Source organism: Pseudomonas sp. GL_090 (assembly GCF_057837765.1).
In genome coordinates this window covers 3365178-3379147 of the sequence record NZ_CM174452.1, presented here as the reverse complement: position 1 = coordinate 3379147, position 13970 = coordinate 3365178, and the positions used below count along the sequence as shown (strand labels likewise).

General features: G+C 56.7%; 18 protein-coding genes. 12 read left to right on the top strand and 6 right to left on the bottom strand.

Translation table 11 applies throughout. The features are described from left to right. Positions 1-34 precede the first annotated feature (34 nt). Positions 35-427, top strand: coding sequence for a GFA family protein (locus AC3ITA_RS15125; RefSeq protein WP_150672555.1), 393 nt, complete (start codon positions 35-37; stop codon positions 425-427). Between the two features lie 30 nt (positions 428-457). On the opposite strand, the gene AC3ITA_RS15120 is transcribed toward AC3ITA_RS15125, so the two are convergent. Further along, entirely contained in the window at positions 458-1129 is a 672-nt protein-coding gene (locus AC3ITA_RS15120) for an eCIS core domain-containing protein (protein WP_371918211.1), read from the bottom strand. A gap of 293 nt (positions 1130-1422) precedes the next feature. On the opposite strand from AC3ITA_RS15120, the gene AC3ITA_RS15115 reads away from it, so the two are divergent. Further along, positions 1423-1848, top strand: coding sequence for a DUF2628 domain-containing protein (locus AC3ITA_RS15115; RefSeq protein ID WP_095942076.1), 426 nt, complete (start codon positions 1423-1425; stop codon positions 1846-1848). Between the two features lie 122 nt (positions 1849-1970). Next, positions 1971-2306: a hypothetical protein gene (locus AC3ITA_RS15110; protein ID WP_141249985.1), complete on the top strand. Its 336-nt coding sequence runs from the start codon at positions 1971-1973 to the stop codon at positions 2304-2306. A gap of 43 nt (positions 2307-2349) precedes the next feature. Here the strand turns inward: AC3ITA_RS15110 and AC3ITA_RS15105 are convergent, their stop codons facing one another. Continuing rightward, positions 2350-3171: an AraC family transcriptional regulator gene (locus AC3ITA_RS15105; protein WP_489280791.1), complete on the bottom strand. Its 822-nt coding sequence runs from the start codon at positions 3169-3171 to the stop codon at positions 2350-2352. Positions 3172-3267: 96 nt separating this feature from the next. Here AC3ITA_RS15105 and AC3ITA_RS15100 point away from each other — a divergent pair, with 96 nt between their 5' ends. After that, positions 3268-4224, top strand: coding sequence for a threonine dehydratase (locus AC3ITA_RS15100; protein WP_489277664.1), 957 nt, complete (start codon positions 3268-3270; stop codon positions 4222-4224). 109 nt (positions 4225-4333) lie between these two features. Beyond that, on the top strand, positions 4334-5029 hold the full coding sequence (locus AC3ITA_RS15095; protein ID WP_489277663.1) for a tRNA (adenine(22)-N(1))-methyltransferase: 696 nt from the start codon (positions 4334-4336) through the stop codon (positions 5027-5029). A 30-nt stretch (positions 5030-5059) separates the two neighbouring features. Here the strand turns inward: AC3ITA_RS15095 and AC3ITA_RS15090 are convergent, their stop codons facing one another. Then, positions 5060-6049, bottom strand: a complete 990-nt coding sequence (locus AC3ITA_RS15090) for a GlxA family transcriptional regulator (RefSeq protein WP_489277661.1) — start codon at positions 6047-6049, stop codon at positions 5060-5062. A gap of 161 nt (positions 6050-6210) precedes the next feature. Between AC3ITA_RS15090 and AC3ITA_RS15085 the strand changes: the two genes are divergently transcribed. Further along, positions 6211-7002 (top strand): cysteine hydrolase family protein, encoded by a 792-nt coding sequence (locus AC3ITA_RS15085; RefSeq protein WP_489277659.1) that lies wholly within the window; start codon positions 6211-6213, stop codon positions 7000-7002. Here AC3ITA_RS15085 and AC3ITA_RS15080 read toward each other — a convergent pair. Then, the gene (locus AC3ITA_RS15080) at positions 6942-7484 is read right to left on the bottom strand and encodes a hypothetical protein (protein WP_489277657.1); all 543 of its coding nucleotides are present in this window, start codon (positions 7482-7484) and stop codon (positions 6942-6944) included. The genes AC3ITA_RS15085 and AC3ITA_RS15080 overlap by 61 nt on opposite strands. Before the next feature lie 167 nt (positions 7485-7651). On the opposite strand from AC3ITA_RS15080, the gene AC3ITA_RS15075 reads away from it, so the two are divergent. The 6 genes from AC3ITA_RS15075 (at position 7652) to AC3ITA_RS15050 (ending at position 12468) form a co-directional block, all read left to right on the top strand. Continuing rightward, positions 7652-8302: a hypothetical protein gene (locus AC3ITA_RS15075; protein ID WP_095942082.1), complete on the top strand. Its 651-nt coding sequence runs from the start codon at positions 7652-7654 to the stop codon at positions 8300-8302. A 118-nt stretch (positions 8303-8420) separates the two neighbouring features. Next, the gene (locus tag AC3ITA_RS15070) at positions 8421-8594 is read left to right on the top strand and encodes a hypothetical protein (RefSeq protein ID WP_414928753.1); all 174 of its coding nucleotides are present in this window, start codon (positions 8421-8423) and stop codon (positions 8592-8594) included. Positions 8595-8878: 284 nt separating this feature from the next. Further along, a complete protein-coding gene (locus AC3ITA_RS15065; RefSeq protein ID WP_414928752.1) occupies positions 8879-9319 on the top strand; it encodes an Ohr family peroxiredoxin in 441 nt (146 codons plus the stop codon). Between the two features lie 127 nt (positions 9320-9446). Then, on the top strand, positions 9447-9905 hold the full coding sequence (locus tag AC3ITA_RS15060; RefSeq protein WP_414928751.1) for a MarR family winged helix-turn-helix transcriptional regulator: 459 nt from the start codon (positions 9447-9449) through the stop codon (positions 9903-9905). Between the two features lie 405 nt (positions 9906-10310). Continuing rightward, positions 10311-11816 carry a multiheme c-type cytochrome gene (locus AC3ITA_RS15055; protein WP_489277655.1) on the top strand — a complete coding sequence of 502 codons (1506 nt, stop codon included), beginning with the start codon at positions 10311-10313 and terminating at the stop codon, positions 11814-11816. 172 nt (positions 11817-11988) lie between these two features. Continuing rightward, positions 11989-12468, top strand: coding sequence for a hypothetical protein (locus tag AC3ITA_RS15050; RefSeq protein WP_489277653.1), 480 nt, complete (start codon positions 11989-11991; stop codon positions 12466-12468). Positions 12469-12780: 312 nt separating this feature from the next. Here AC3ITA_RS15050 and AC3ITA_RS15045 read toward each other — a convergent pair whose 3' ends face one another. Beyond that, entirely contained in the window at positions 12781-13269 is a 489-nt protein-coding gene (locus AC3ITA_RS15045; RefSeq protein WP_150672537.1) for a hypothetical protein, read from the bottom strand. 280 nt (positions 13270-13549) lie between these two features. Then, positions 13550-13939 (bottom strand): MerR family transcriptional regulator, encoded by a 390-nt coding sequence (locus tag AC3ITA_RS15040; protein WP_489277651.1) that lies wholly within the window; start codon positions 13937-13939, stop codon positions 13550-13552. Positions 13940-13970: the final 31 nt, after the last annotated feature.

Sequence of the window (13970 nt, the reverse complement as noted above, 5' to 3'; positions counted from 1 at the left end):
TACGCCGTTTCGCACGGCCTGGAGGAGACATCGCATGGACCGATTCACCGGCGGTTGTTTGTGCGGCAAGGTGCGCCTTGTCGCGTCGGGGCGCCCGTTCCGGGTTGGCGTTTGTCACTGCCTCGACTGCCGCAAGCATCATGGGGCGCTGTTCCACGCGTCCGCGATATTTCATCAGGATGCAGTGACGATCGAAGGTGAAACCCGTGACTACGCCGGGCGGCATTTCTGTCCGCAGTGCGGTTCGTCGGTGTTTTCACGCAGCGCAGACGAAGTCGAGGTAAACCTCGGATCCCTGGATGCCCCTGATCAGTTGACACCAACCTACGAGAGCTGGACGGTGCGCCGTGAGGCCTGGTTGCCGGCGTTCGCGCTCACCCGACGCTATGAACGCGATCGAGAGAGCGCGGGGCGTTTTGAAGACTAACGGGCACATATAAGACATGCCCCTTTGAACTCAAGGAAGTCGAGTCGATTCTGCCCGAGCCTGGCTGGCCCGCAGCGCTCTGGAGACCTGTGCTTGAATCTCGTAGGCAGGCGCCTCGACGGCTTCGTAATCACGGGTATAACGAGTGGCAAACTCGCGATCGCCCCATTGTTGGTACTGCTGCACGTGCTTCAACTCATGCGCCCACAACGCGACATCGTTAAGTGCATCGTCGGGATTTCGAAAGACGATAATGTCTATCAGGGTGACCGCACGTACATCGGGATTCTGCAGCATGGTGTGTGCGGCGTTCAGCTCCACATCATCGCCGACCTTGTAGCGCGCCGAATCGAGCACTTGAATGTCATAGAAGGGTTCGAGCTGGGCCCGGATATTCAGCGGGATTGGCCGGATATCGCCCGTTGCCGCGGAGTTGCGCGATTGCACGATCCAGCTCTGCAATCCGGAGGCCGCCATCTGGTTCATGTCGTCGAAGATCGATCCAGCTTCCTCTTCGGAACCTGGAGCACAAAAACAAGCGACCATGCAGACCTGGGACTGCCCTGCCGGGCAGGCGAGTACCGAGGACGAGGTGCCTGCGCAAAAGAGCACGATCGCGAACCGGAAAACTTGACGCAAAAATACAGCTGACAATGGGTTCTCCCATGGGCAATGGCGGTCGGCAGGCGATACGTTGGGCATCTCGCGCCCATTGCCCTGCCGCGTGTTGGACCGCCGCGGCACCGTTCGATTCCCTGGGTTGCACAGTATTTTCAACCTTGCCTGAAAGGCCGTGCCAGGCCGAAAGCAGCACGTTTGCGCCGCAACCAGTAACGGGTGTTTAAAAAAATCGCTTTGGCGTGGGAACTTTAGTTCGAAAATCGCTTCCATAGGCTGTCCTGGTGGCCACTCGACATGCCTGCCAGGCCAGGCATGGAGCAACACCAGGGATATCTGGAAGCAACACACCATTCAGGGACTAAAGGACTTATCGAATGAACTCTACAGATCAAGTGCAAGGCAGCAGCAAGTACAGCGCAAAATGGCAGGCGCGTTTTGCGTTCTTCGATGCTCACGGTGCGCCCAATGCACCGGGTTACAAACCGGCACTGCAGCAACTTCCCCTGAAACAGAAGATGAGCATCAACGCAAACATCATTGCGTTCTTCTTCGGGCCGATTTACCTGTTTGTGCTGGGACTTTGGAAAAAGAACCTGACGCTGATTGCGATCATGGTTGCAATTTCCTTCGCTCTGGACGCTGTATTCGCACTGGTCGACTTTGGCTTCACCAAGCAGGTCAACTTTGCCGTGGGCTTCGCTTTCAATCTGCTTTATGCCCTTTCGACCAACTACGCCTACTACCTCAAGGAACAAAAGGGCGAACAGGGATGGAACCCGTTTAAAGGCATGCGCTGGTAAACAATTCTGCAAACACAACTACAGGGTCATGACAAAACATGGCCCTGTAGCTGAGTCGGGATCGAGTGCGTTTTCCTTATGCGCGCTTTCACCTACTTGATTGGCCCCTCATGACACTGACAATGTTCGTCTTTTTCTTTCAGTCCATTGTCGGGGGCATTGGTACTTGTATCGTGATGCCCAGCCCCGGCGTTATCCCGCCATCTACCAAGAACATCGACCATCCCTCCAGGCCATGGCGAATCTTTTACCGGGTCATGGCCATCTGCATGTGCAACCTGGGAGCGGTTGTGATGATCATGATTCCATTGGCCGAACTCGACAATAATTTCGGTAGCAATGACCTGTCGAACGTTACTCGCGCATTGCTGCTGTTGGTCCTGCCAATACCCTTGCTCCTCGTCCTCTACTGGCTGTTTGCTAAGGCCGCGCGCAAGCGGGCCAGGGATTCCAGGTAAGGCTGTCCCATGAAACAGCAAAAAAACGGTTGATGACCAGGCGCTAACTGAACCCAAAAGACTGACGCAACTGCACCGGACTCACACCAAGGCGTTGCTTGAAGGTGGTCGCCATGTGCGCCTGGGAGTTGAAACCGCAGGTGTAGGCGATCTCCGTCAGAGTGGCGGTCGAATCGCGCATCAGCGCGCGGGCCTTGGCCAGGCGTCGGTCGATCAGGTAACTGTGCGGGCTTTTGCCGGTGGCGCTCTTGAAGGCCCGCATGAAATACCCTTCGGACAATCCCAGCAGGCCCGCCATCGCCGGTACGCTCAACGGGCCTTCGAGGCCTGCATCAATGAACTCATCGAGCAAGCGCATGCGGCTGCCGGTTATCGAGCCATGGGGGGCTGTCGACACCGCTTCGCTACCCGTCGCCCGCTCGGACAATGCCAGTGCCCAGACTTCCCAATCATCCTCCACGGAGGGCTGCAACAGCGCGGCGCGCATTCGCCACGCGAGGGCAGTGGCCTGCTGGTCGATGCGATTGTTGAAGGCACGATCCCCGTCCAATGCAACACCATCGGTGCGCATCACCCGCAGGTACTCACCGCCCTGGGGTGATTCGGACAACACGTCACACCCGACGGGAACGAACGCCAGGCCGTTGGGCACGGCCTCGAAGGGGCGTATGCGGTCGCTGCCGATGGCGTGCAGGCCGCGCTGGCTGTCGAAGGCAAAGCCGATTCCCGCCTGGGTCGCGACATATCGGGTCGCGTAAGCGCAGCCGGGGAGCAATTCGATCGCCCAGGGGCCGGCCTCGATACGACGGACCGGTTCGGACAGGGGCTTTGGCGACAGGGGATTTCGAGCACTCATGAGCACCATAGTAGTGAAGAGCGGGGACAAAAGTCAGGTCGGTTTTTTGAAAGCCGCAATACGGCATCGTTGTTCAGACTGGGCAAAACCTCAGGGGGACCACTCATGCACACACTGACTCGCGAAGATATCGAACAGGCCGCTCGCCACGTTTACCAGGTCATGCCCGCCACCGCCCAGTACCCTTGGCCCTTGCTGGCTCAGCGGTTGGGTTGCACGGTGTGGGTCAAGCACGAAAATCACACGCCTACCGGTGCCTTCAAAGTACGTGGCGGTATCACGTTCATGCATTGGCTCAAACGCGAGCACCCAGGCGCGAAGGGCATTGTCAGCGCTACTCGCGGCAACCATGGCCAGAGCCTGGCACTGGCGGCTCGCACACAGGGTTTGCAGGCGTTGATCGTCGTGCCGCAAGGTAACTCGGTAGAAAAGAACAACGCCATGCGCAGCTTTGGCGCTGAAGTGGTCGAGTATGGCCGGGATTTCGATGATGCCCGTGAAGAGGCTGCACGCCTGGCGCAGGCCCATGATCTGTTCCTGGTTCCGCCGTTTCACACCGAACTGGTCAAAGGCGTTGCCACTTATGCGCTGGAGCTGTTCAACGCCGCGCCGGACCTGGACACCGTTTATGTACCGATTGGCTGTGGATCGGGGATTTGCGGGGTGATCGCCGCTCGCGATGCGCTGGGTCTGCGAACAGAGGTGGTTGGCGTGGTTTCCACGGAGGCGGCGGCCGCACAGTTGTCGTTCGATGCTGGCGCAATTCGCGAAACCGCCTCGGCCAACACCTTTGCCGACGGCCTTGCCGTGCGCAAGCCGATTCCCGAAGCCTTTGCCGTCTACGCGGCAGGTGCGGCGCGGATCGTATCGGTCAGCGATGACCAGATCGCCGAAGCCATGCGTGTGTATTACACCGATACCCATAACCTTGCCGAAGGGGCCGGTGCGTCGGCGCTGGCAGCGCTCATCTCGGAGCGTGAAGCCATGTCGGGAAAAAGGGTGGGGGTGATTCTGTCCGGTGGCAACGTCGACAGATCGGTGTATGCACGAGTGATTGCGTGAAGGGGGCATGACCCCGGTCACATAAATTTGAAATGCGCGGCATTGCTCGACAGAATCACGCCCCGATCCGGCCAAAGGCACCGGACGTTCGTGGTGAAAGGGGCCGCAGTTGAACGAACAGACATTGTCCATGCGCCTGGAGCGCGTGGCGGCACATGTGCCAGCCGGTGCGCGGCTGGCCGATATCGGCTCGGATCACGGCTACCTGCCGGTGGCGTTGATGCGCCGTGGCGCCATCGTGGCCGCGGTGGCCGGCGAGGTCGCGTTGACGCCGTTCCACGCGGCCAACCGCACCGTGCGCGAGAACGGCCTGGACTCGCAGGTCAGCGTGCGCCTGGCCAACGGCCTGGCGGCAATCGAGCCGGGAGACGGGATTACGGCGGTCAGCCTCTGCGGCATGGGCGGCGAAACCATCCGCGATATCCTCGACAGCGGTAAGGCTCACCTGAGCGGTCAGGAGCGCTTGATCCTGCAACCCAACGGCGGCGAGCAGCCATTGCGCCAATGGCTGATGGACAACGGCTACCGCATCCTCTGCGAGGACGTGCTGCGGGAAAATCGTTTCGACTACGAAATCATCGTCGCCGAGCGTGCCGGACCGGTGATCTACACCGCCCAAGAGCTGTACTTCGGCCCGTTGCTGATGCAGGCCCGCAGTCCGGCGTTCCTGGTCAAGTGGCAGCGCAAGTTGCGCCAGAAACAGAAGACCCTGAGCCACTTTGCCCGGGCGCAGCAGGCCGTACCCGAAGAGACGGTGCAGGACATCGCGCGGCAGGCTCGGTGGATCACCCAATTGCTGGCTTGAGCCAGGCCCGGGAGTTGTACGTGTCTGCGCTTACGCGGGTGATGGATCGACCTTTTTCCCGGCCCCATTGCCTTTAGCCTGACGGGCGCTGCGACGCAGTTCCTGTGGCGTGCGCCCCACGACTCGCACGAAGCTGCGGAGCATGTGATCGGCATCACCGAATCCGAAGCACCTGGCGATCTCCTCGAATGTCTGCTGCCCGTCCTCGACCAGTGGCCGCGCCGACTCGATACGCAGGCGCTCGATAGCTTTTGCCGGCGTCACCCCGACCGATGCCGCGAACACGCGGCCAAACTGGCGCACACTCATATGTGCGACGTCTGCCAGGCGTTCGACTGACAGATCGTCACGCAGATGATCGCGCACATAGCTCAACACCGTGCGGATCCGGTCCGAGCCAGGGTCGAAATCCAGCAACGAAGAAAACTGATACTGACCACCGGGTCGCCGATAGTAGACAACCAGCATGCGTGCGACGGAGCGTGACACGTCCTTGCCCAGGTCCTGCTCGATCATCGCCAGAGCCATGTCGATGCCCGCCGACATGCCGGCGGATGTCCAGACATTCCCGTCTTCGGTCCAGATTCGATCTCCATCCACGCGCAGTGACGGATAGCGTGCCTGCAATTGCGGCGCGTAGTTCCAGTGCGTGGTCGCGACACGACCGTCGAGCAGGCCGCTCTCCGCCAGCAGGAAGGCGCCAGTGCAGACGCTGGCTGTACGGCGAGCACGCGGGGACATCTGCCGTATCGCTGCTGCCATCGGCAGCATCCTGTCTTCGATCGGCGCGGTGGGGGCGCCGACGATGATCAGCGTGTCGAGGTGTTCGACCACCTGCAAGGCGTCGGTCGCGACTTGCAGTCCGCTCGAAGCGCTGATCAATCCGCCTTCAAGGGAAGCGACAGTGAACCGATAGCCGGGAGGGCGTGCACGATTGGCGTTGGAGAAGGCTTCGAGCGGGCCACTCAGATCGAGCAATACGAAGCCCGGGTAGACCAGGAAGCATATGTGACGTTGCATGCACGGAACATCCACAGTCTGAATGAGGCCATGGTACGCGCTTGCTGTCGGGAAGGTCACGGGGCCGGGCATGTCGGCCGAAATCCAGGGATAAATGTCCATTTCGTGCCGTCTTCTCGCCGTACCGTAAATGCATCACCCCCACATTGCGGACATGCAAAATGACCTTCAAGCGAATTCAACCAGCCAGACTCATCTCCTGCGCCACCTTGCTGGGGGCGATCCTGATGGCGCCCGGCATCGGTTTCGCCGCCGAGAACCCCTACGCCGATCCAGCCAAACCCGCGCTCCCGGCTTCCACCTTTCAATGGGATTCCAGTCGAACCGCACTGGTCGTGATTGACCCACAGATCGACTTCATGAGCCCGGAGGGTGCGGGCTGGTCAATCTTCGGCCAGAGCGTTACCGAGCAGAACCTGGTGCCGAATCTGACCCGGCTGTTCACGGCGTTCAAGCAGGCCGGAGCGACCGTCGCCATCTCGCCGCATTACTACTATCCCCACGATCATCAGTGGGAGTTTGAAGCGCCGGCGGAGACCGTTCAGCACAAGCTGGGCATGTTCGACCGCAAGGGTGCCCTGACGCTGGATGGATTCCGCAATTCGGGTGCCGACTTCATGAAGGAGTTCAAGCCCTTCATCGAAGACGGCAAGACTCTCGTCGCCTCACCGCACAAGCTGTATGGCCCGCAAAGCAACGACCTGATGCTGCAGTTGCGCAAACAGCGGGTCGACAAAATCATCCTGGCCGGCATGGCGTCCAATCTCTGCGTCGAATCGCACCTTCGCGAGTTTCTGGAGCGTGGTTTCGAGGTGGTAGTCGTACGTGATGCGGTCGCTGGCCCGAAGCTGCCTGACGGCGACGGATACGGGAGCGCGCTGGTCAATTTCCGCTACATCGCCAACGGCCTGATGACCACCGAGGAGGTCGTGAAAAAGCTGGAAGGGCGCTGATCATTGATCCTCCCTGATTTTTCAGCAGCTATCAGCGCGGCATGATCTTTCGCATTTTGATTGGCATCGGCGATGGAGAACTCGCCGACAGCCTGGTCGAAAGAGTCCAGTTGGCCCATTTTCGAGAACTTGCACAGGCCTTCGCGGGAAGCAATTTTCGCCGTTGGTCGGGTCTGGCGACGAAAGTTCAGCGAAATAGCGGTATTTTTTTCGGCATATGACAAGAAACGATTCAGCCGCTTAACGCCGCGGGTTTCAGCCAAAGAGGCAGGGATCCCCAGGTGCTGGAAACAGTACCGTTTGTCGATGTTTTTGTTCAAAAATTGAACGATCGGGATATGCTGGGCTCTGATTTCCAGCAGGCGGATCCTTGGGGACGCGCTGCACTCACTAGAAAAATGGACGTATACCTCATCTGCATTGAATGGAATGCACATGGGGATTTTTTTTACCTGAGACCTGGAGTGATAGTATGCCGTCATCACTGACTCGCTGGGCGAGTCGCTCTCTCTTGTAATACCAAATTATTTAGTTGCTTCAATCTTTGCCAACTTGACCTTGCAGATGCGAATAAATAATTCGCATGCCTGGGGCATGGTCATTTTGCACTGCTGCTATAAGTGGAGATGTAAACTTGGATATTAATACAATGATCGGCCTTATCGGCCAGAAAGAATCCATGGAGCTGTTGCGTTTAGGCGTTGTGTACGTTCATCTGTTGGCTTGCTGCGTAGCTATCGGCCTGGTGTTTGCGAGCGATGCCGCCATGGTCAAGGATTTATTGAAAGGTCGTGTTTCGTCGGGACACGATAATGACCATATGGCCAGTCTGCAGAAGTCTGTTGCCAATGCGTTGATATTCTTGTGGGTCACCGGAGCTGCGGTAATAGGCATTGATTACCTTGAAAAAGGCATGACCTATTTTGCCAATCCAAAACTTCAAGCCAAAGTTATTATTGTATTGTTGCTGACGTTCAACGGCATGTTATTGCACCGCTATGTATTGCCTGCAATGTTGAAGGCCGGTTCGTTGCTTGATCTTCAGGTCAATGTACGGATGTTTGCCCTGTTCTCTGGCGCACTGTCGGGCGTGTCCTGGCTGTATGCCGCCATGCTGGGCGTCGGTCGACCGCTGGCCTGGAAGTATTCGCTCACCGAGTTGCTGATGGCCTATCCGGTGTTGATCGTGCTCGGCTTTGCGATGATGGTGGCGCTGACTCAGTGGGCGCGTAAGCGCAACGAAGCAACGCCGGTCCAGGAATCTACCTGGATGTTTGCAGGAATTCCTGCGCTGCGCTGAGCTGACGAGAGTTCGGGAAAGGACGGTTGAAACTGTCTGAACCGTTCAAACATCAAACCCCTCCTTGTGAGGGGTTTTTTGTGTGTGGGTATCAGCCAGTCAAGGAAAACCGGCTCGAATGGCTAATGCCAGTCAGTTAAGGCGCAAGATCTGTGGGAGCGAGCTTGCTCGCGATGGCGGCGTATCAGCCAACGGTGATGTTGAAGCCGATGGCCTCATCGCGAGCAGGCTCGAATGGCCGTGTTTTTTTGCCGGGTTGATTGCGCGTCTACCGCTCATCGCCAAGGCATAAAATAGGCTTTGACATCATTGGGGCGTTGGTTGAATATTCAACGCATCGCATGCGATCTAATCGAAAGCGATATTAGTCAACGACAACCCAGGCCGTTTGGAGACTCAACCATGAACACCGGAAGCCGCCGCACAATGTTTATCTCGACCGCTCACGCTTCCCTTGGCCAAAACGGCAACAACTGGATCATTGCACACGCCAATTGATGAACGTTGTCTTTTTAGACGGCACAAATATCGCATGCGATGTAATCGCACGAAATATTAAATTCTGAGGAAGTCCCCATGAGCAAAATCGAAAAAGTACTGGCAACCGGCAAAACCCACACCACTCACAGCGGTGTCGGCGGTCACAACGGCAACCTCGATATCGAACTGTCGTCTCCTGGTTCCACCCAGCCGGCCCATGTCTTTGCCGCCACGCAGCCGCACCCGAAAGCCGAGCAACTGTTCGCCGGGGCCTGGTCTGCCTGCTACACAGCGGCAGTGGGGCTGGTGGCCCAGGAGCGCAATATCGTGTTGCCGGCGGATATGGCCGTCGACATTGAAGTGGATCTGGGCCAGACCGGCGCGGCTTACTTCCTGCAGGCTCGACTGACCTTGCGCGTGCCGGGGCTGGACCAAGGGGTGGCGACCGAGTTGGCCCACACCGCCGATGCAATCTGCCCTTACTCCAAGGCCACACGCGGCAATATTGATGTCGATATCAACGTACTGACGGCATAACCCACTGCATGGCCGGCTCAGCGGGGATTTTCCCGGTGGGCCGGCCGTCGGTGTTTATACGCACTTCCGATATCATCGCGTACGACGTATAGTTTCAGCCTCGCCAGATTGACCCAAGAGAACGTCCATGAAAAACACCGCCAAGACATCCGCCCTGGATCTCAAACTCTCCGAGTTCCTGTGTTTTGCGGTCTATTCAACTAACCTGGCCTTCGGCAAGGCCTACAAGCCGATGCTCGAACGGCTCGGCCTGACCTATACGCAATACATCACCCTGGTTGCGCTGTGGGAGGAAGACAACCAGACCGTTGGCAGCCTCGGCGAAAAGCTGTTTCTCGAATCCAATACCCTCACGCCGATCCTGAAGAAACTGGAAGCGATGGGTTATCTGCTGCGCCAGCGCGACCCGGAAGACGAACGCCAGGTGCGGATCAGTCTTACCAAAGAGGGCCGAAAACTGCGCGAAGGCCTAACCGAAGATGGCTTCCCGCAAACCGGACTTGATCCCGACGACTTCGTGCAGATGCAGAAGGCGATCGTGAAGTTACGGGGCAGTCTCATTCGGTCGACCAAGGACAGAGAGTAAGTCGTATCGAGTAAAGTGATTGGGCCGGGTTTTCCGAGGGGTACCCCGCAGAGAAGCCCTGGCCCTCCCGTCTGACCCCCCCCCGATTTCGGAGTGAGCCCCCCCACTAATGGGTTCTATTGCTCCGCGTTATTCACATCTTCATTAGCCAGTTACTTCAGTCGTTGGCCTATGTCTGCGGGTCTTTCAGGTCTCCGCGCACATTTTATACAACGCTGGCAGAGTAATTGCTGAGTGAGCTTGCCCCGTTCATGCAAGGTGCAGGGTCGGGATGCTGTGGGACTGTCAGTACGCCATTGAGTGATTGCCTGTAACCATCGGTTTGCATCACGAAGTAGCTCTGGCGACTCGAGACTTGGGTTACTCAATAAAAGTACCGCAGGCAACCATCCAGGGGAAATGCTCATGAGCCACTCCAGACAGACGTGTGCGCAGGTTGTGCTGCACCGGTTGTGCTTTCTAACCTGCCTGCTCGCGGTAACACTGGTGGCGGCGGACGAGCCTCAGGGCAATGACAATCAAAGCAATGAGAAGTGGTTGGAGCCGGCACGCTCCAGGCTCATGCATGTGATTGGCGGGATGCCGTTCTTTCCCCATCGGGCCAATACCACCGACAATCTGGTCTTGAATGTGAAGGACTTCGACAATGCCCAGGTCTGTGGCGCTTGCCATACGGAGATCTACAAACAGTGGCGTTCATCGATGATGTCCCAGGCCTGGGATGAACCCATCTATCGGGCCTTGCTCAAGCGTGCGAGTACGGCCACCGAGGGTAAGGTCGATAACTTCTGCACCGGCTGTCATACCCCGATCGGTCTCACAACCGGGCAGATCACTTCGCAAGTCAACCGCTCCTCGATTGAAGACAGTGCCAGGAATCATCCGATGCCCGGGGTCGATTGCGAGACCTGCCACAACATCAGTGCCCGCACGGGCCTCGATAATGGCGCCTATGTCCTGAGTCCGCGAGCGAACGGTAAACCGACCAAGTTCGGCCCGCGCAAGGATGCGGTTTCGCCTTATCACGACACTGTGTATTCCGCTCTGCACACCCGCTCGGACTTTTGCGGCACCTGCCACAACGTCACGCACCCCTTCAGCAGCGTGGCGGTGGAGCGCACCTATGACGAATGGCAGGAGAGCAGCTACAGCCTCAACAATGTGACTTGCCAAAGTTGCCACATGCCGGGTTTTGCGGGCAAGGCCGCGATCATGGGGCCAGATCGCGAAGAGGTTGCCTCGCATTGGTTCAGCGGTGCCAACGCGATGATGCTCAAGCATCTCGGTCAGGAGGAGGGCGCGCAACGCGCACGCGACATGCTTGCGCGTGCCGGGGACATCAAGTTCGAGCAAGTGCCGGCAGCCATGACGCCTGGGCAATACACCTCGGTAGCCGTCAAAGTGACGAACGTCGGCGCCGGGCACAAACTGCCGACCGGCTTTCCCGAGGGCCGGGAAATGTGGATCGATTTCCGGGTGCAGGATGCCAATGGTCGTCAGATCTATCGTCTGGGGTCGATCAAGGATGGCAAGACCGAGGTCAACACGCGAAACTTCAAGGTGCACATCGGCGACAAGGACGGCAATCCGTTGGACGTCGAGGTCTGGAATGCCACGCAGATTCTCTCGGACAACCGCATTCTGCCCAAGGGCTACGATATCGGAGAGTTTTCCTTCCTGGTGCCGGCCGACGCCGTCGGACCGCTGACCCTGACAGCCGATCTGAACTACTGGCCGTTTTCCCAGAAACTCGCCGACTACCTGCTCGGCAAGGATAAAGTGCAGGTGGAAATCACCCGGATGGCCAACGTCACGCAGAGCGTACCCCTGTCGACCGGATCCGAGACGGCGAAGCAGGCGGTACCCTCGAAGTTGAAACTCGACGACGCCAGCGCTTACTACAGGGAATGAACATGTCGTCGTAATGCCTAAAAATCCGGCGTGATTCAAGTTTCCTCAACCAGGGTATTCACAGTCTCGCCGTGTTCAATCCGCCTGCCACAGCAGTGGTCATTAAGTGGCACAACCTTCGGGATGAAACTACGCTGATGAAACACTTATTTCCCCCCTGTGGAGCTGGAAAATGAAAAGGATTTCTGCTGCCACTATCATGCTCACAGTGCTCGTCGCGCTTTCAAATACAGTGTCTGCTGAAACACCCTCTCATAAGGATGCTCGCACATTCGTTGCCCAGGCACAGATAGGCAGAAACCTCTCTATCCTTGCACTTTTGGCAGCGAAAAGAACGAATACCTACGTGATGATCGCCACGAAGCTGGGAAGTGCAGATGCAAACCGTGCCGTGTCTAGTGAAATCAAAGCATTGCTGCCGCAGTATCAGCCTGAGTGGGATGAGAACCTTGCAGCAGCCTATGAGAAGTCATTCTCTCAAGAAGAGTTGTCATCACTCGTATCTGAAGGCCGTGCATCAAAATACGCGGTAAAAGTGATAGAACAGCAATCCGAAATTGGTAGAGATATGCAGTCGAGCTCCGAGCCAATTCTGATTGCTCTTGTTACCGAGGCACTTAAGGCGACCCTGTCCAAATACGTCCCGAAATAGATTGTAAAACAGGGCGGCCGGCATCGCGGCCTCTATGCTTTTGGGGTATGGGTTTGCGCTGTTTTATTGGTGCTTGGCTAACTTTTCAAGAGTTTTTTCTGTGGGGAGAGAAAATGAATAGCCAGGAAGTTAGTTGTTCTGATTTTGAGACTCATGGATCTATTACAGTCGACGGTTTTCAAGAACATCTCTTTTTGGCCAATTGTCGCCTGTTGTGAGGGGTAGCACTGGACTCAAAATTGGCAGATAGCGACCAAGTGGGTCAACATAATTTAATGGAGTGTCTTTGACATAGAAACTATCCCGCAAATGTTATCGTCGCATCCGTTCGGATTCCATCAAGGCATTTGCAGCACGCTGCCGAATAACCCTGCAAAGTTTTTCCATGGCTGTATTATTAATGCATGTATTGGAATTTAATATAATCCTATTCAGATCATCATCTGAGACAGTCGCGTCGATATGTCGTATTGCCCAACTTTTAAAGTCGGGGTGTGTTTTTGCAAGTGCGACAAATGTACTAAACTGATCCCATTTTTGGGCGAAGAGGTTCGCCACGGCTTCAGAGTAGCCCTCGCCAAGCTCACCATCATCACAAGAAGCGAAGACGCTCTGATGCTTAAAAAGAGAAGACCAATCTCCGCGTACATCAACTAACAAAGCCCCTGCTCGGCTATTCATCTCGGGAGGGCAGTTTTCGTACGCCGAAGTCTGAGAGAATGGCACACATCCCAATCCAAGCCCGAACAACAAGACCAGGAAGGTCAGGGGGCGAGCACATACAAATCTGATGAAAGTCATGATTTTAGCCCTATCGATCACACTGCTGTTGCGTACCGAACCAATGTCTCCTCATGGCGGTTTTCCACCACCCTGATATCCAGGCTATCTGGCCGTATGGCAGTTACCTTGGTAAGGCACGATACGGTCAGCGGCATCGACGTCGAAAATAGAGCGTCAGGGCTCGATGTCTGTATAGGTGACCAGTTTGCCCATATTAACGGGATCGGCTCGGCTAGGACCTGCGATTGGCTTGAAACTGGAAGCAGGCTGCAGCTTCCGTTTCCCGGATGCTGACAGTTCAGTTGGAAGAGTTGTTCAGCCGCTGAAGCTCAAGTTGCTTGGCAGCACTGGCTTCGAGGTTTGTACGCTCTTCATCCAGATACTGATAAATGCTTTGGAGGTTGGCGATTTTCTGTTTGATTTCTGCCATCTTCTTTTCAATTAGCTTAGCGCCGTCAGCACAATCGATCAGCTTGTTCCGCTGCGCACCCAGAATCTCGCCTATTTCCCCCAGGGAAAATCCCATGCTTTGCGCGCGCTGGATAAAGTCCAGATCCTGCAGAGTTTGCACTGTGTAAACGCGATAGTTGTTATTTTGCCGCAGCGGTGAGATCAGGCCGATTTGCTCGTAGTAACGCAACGTATGGCGGCTGGCGCCGCTTCGGGCCTCGAGTTCGCCGATTTTCATGAAAACACCGCTTGACTGTAGAGTTGGGTCG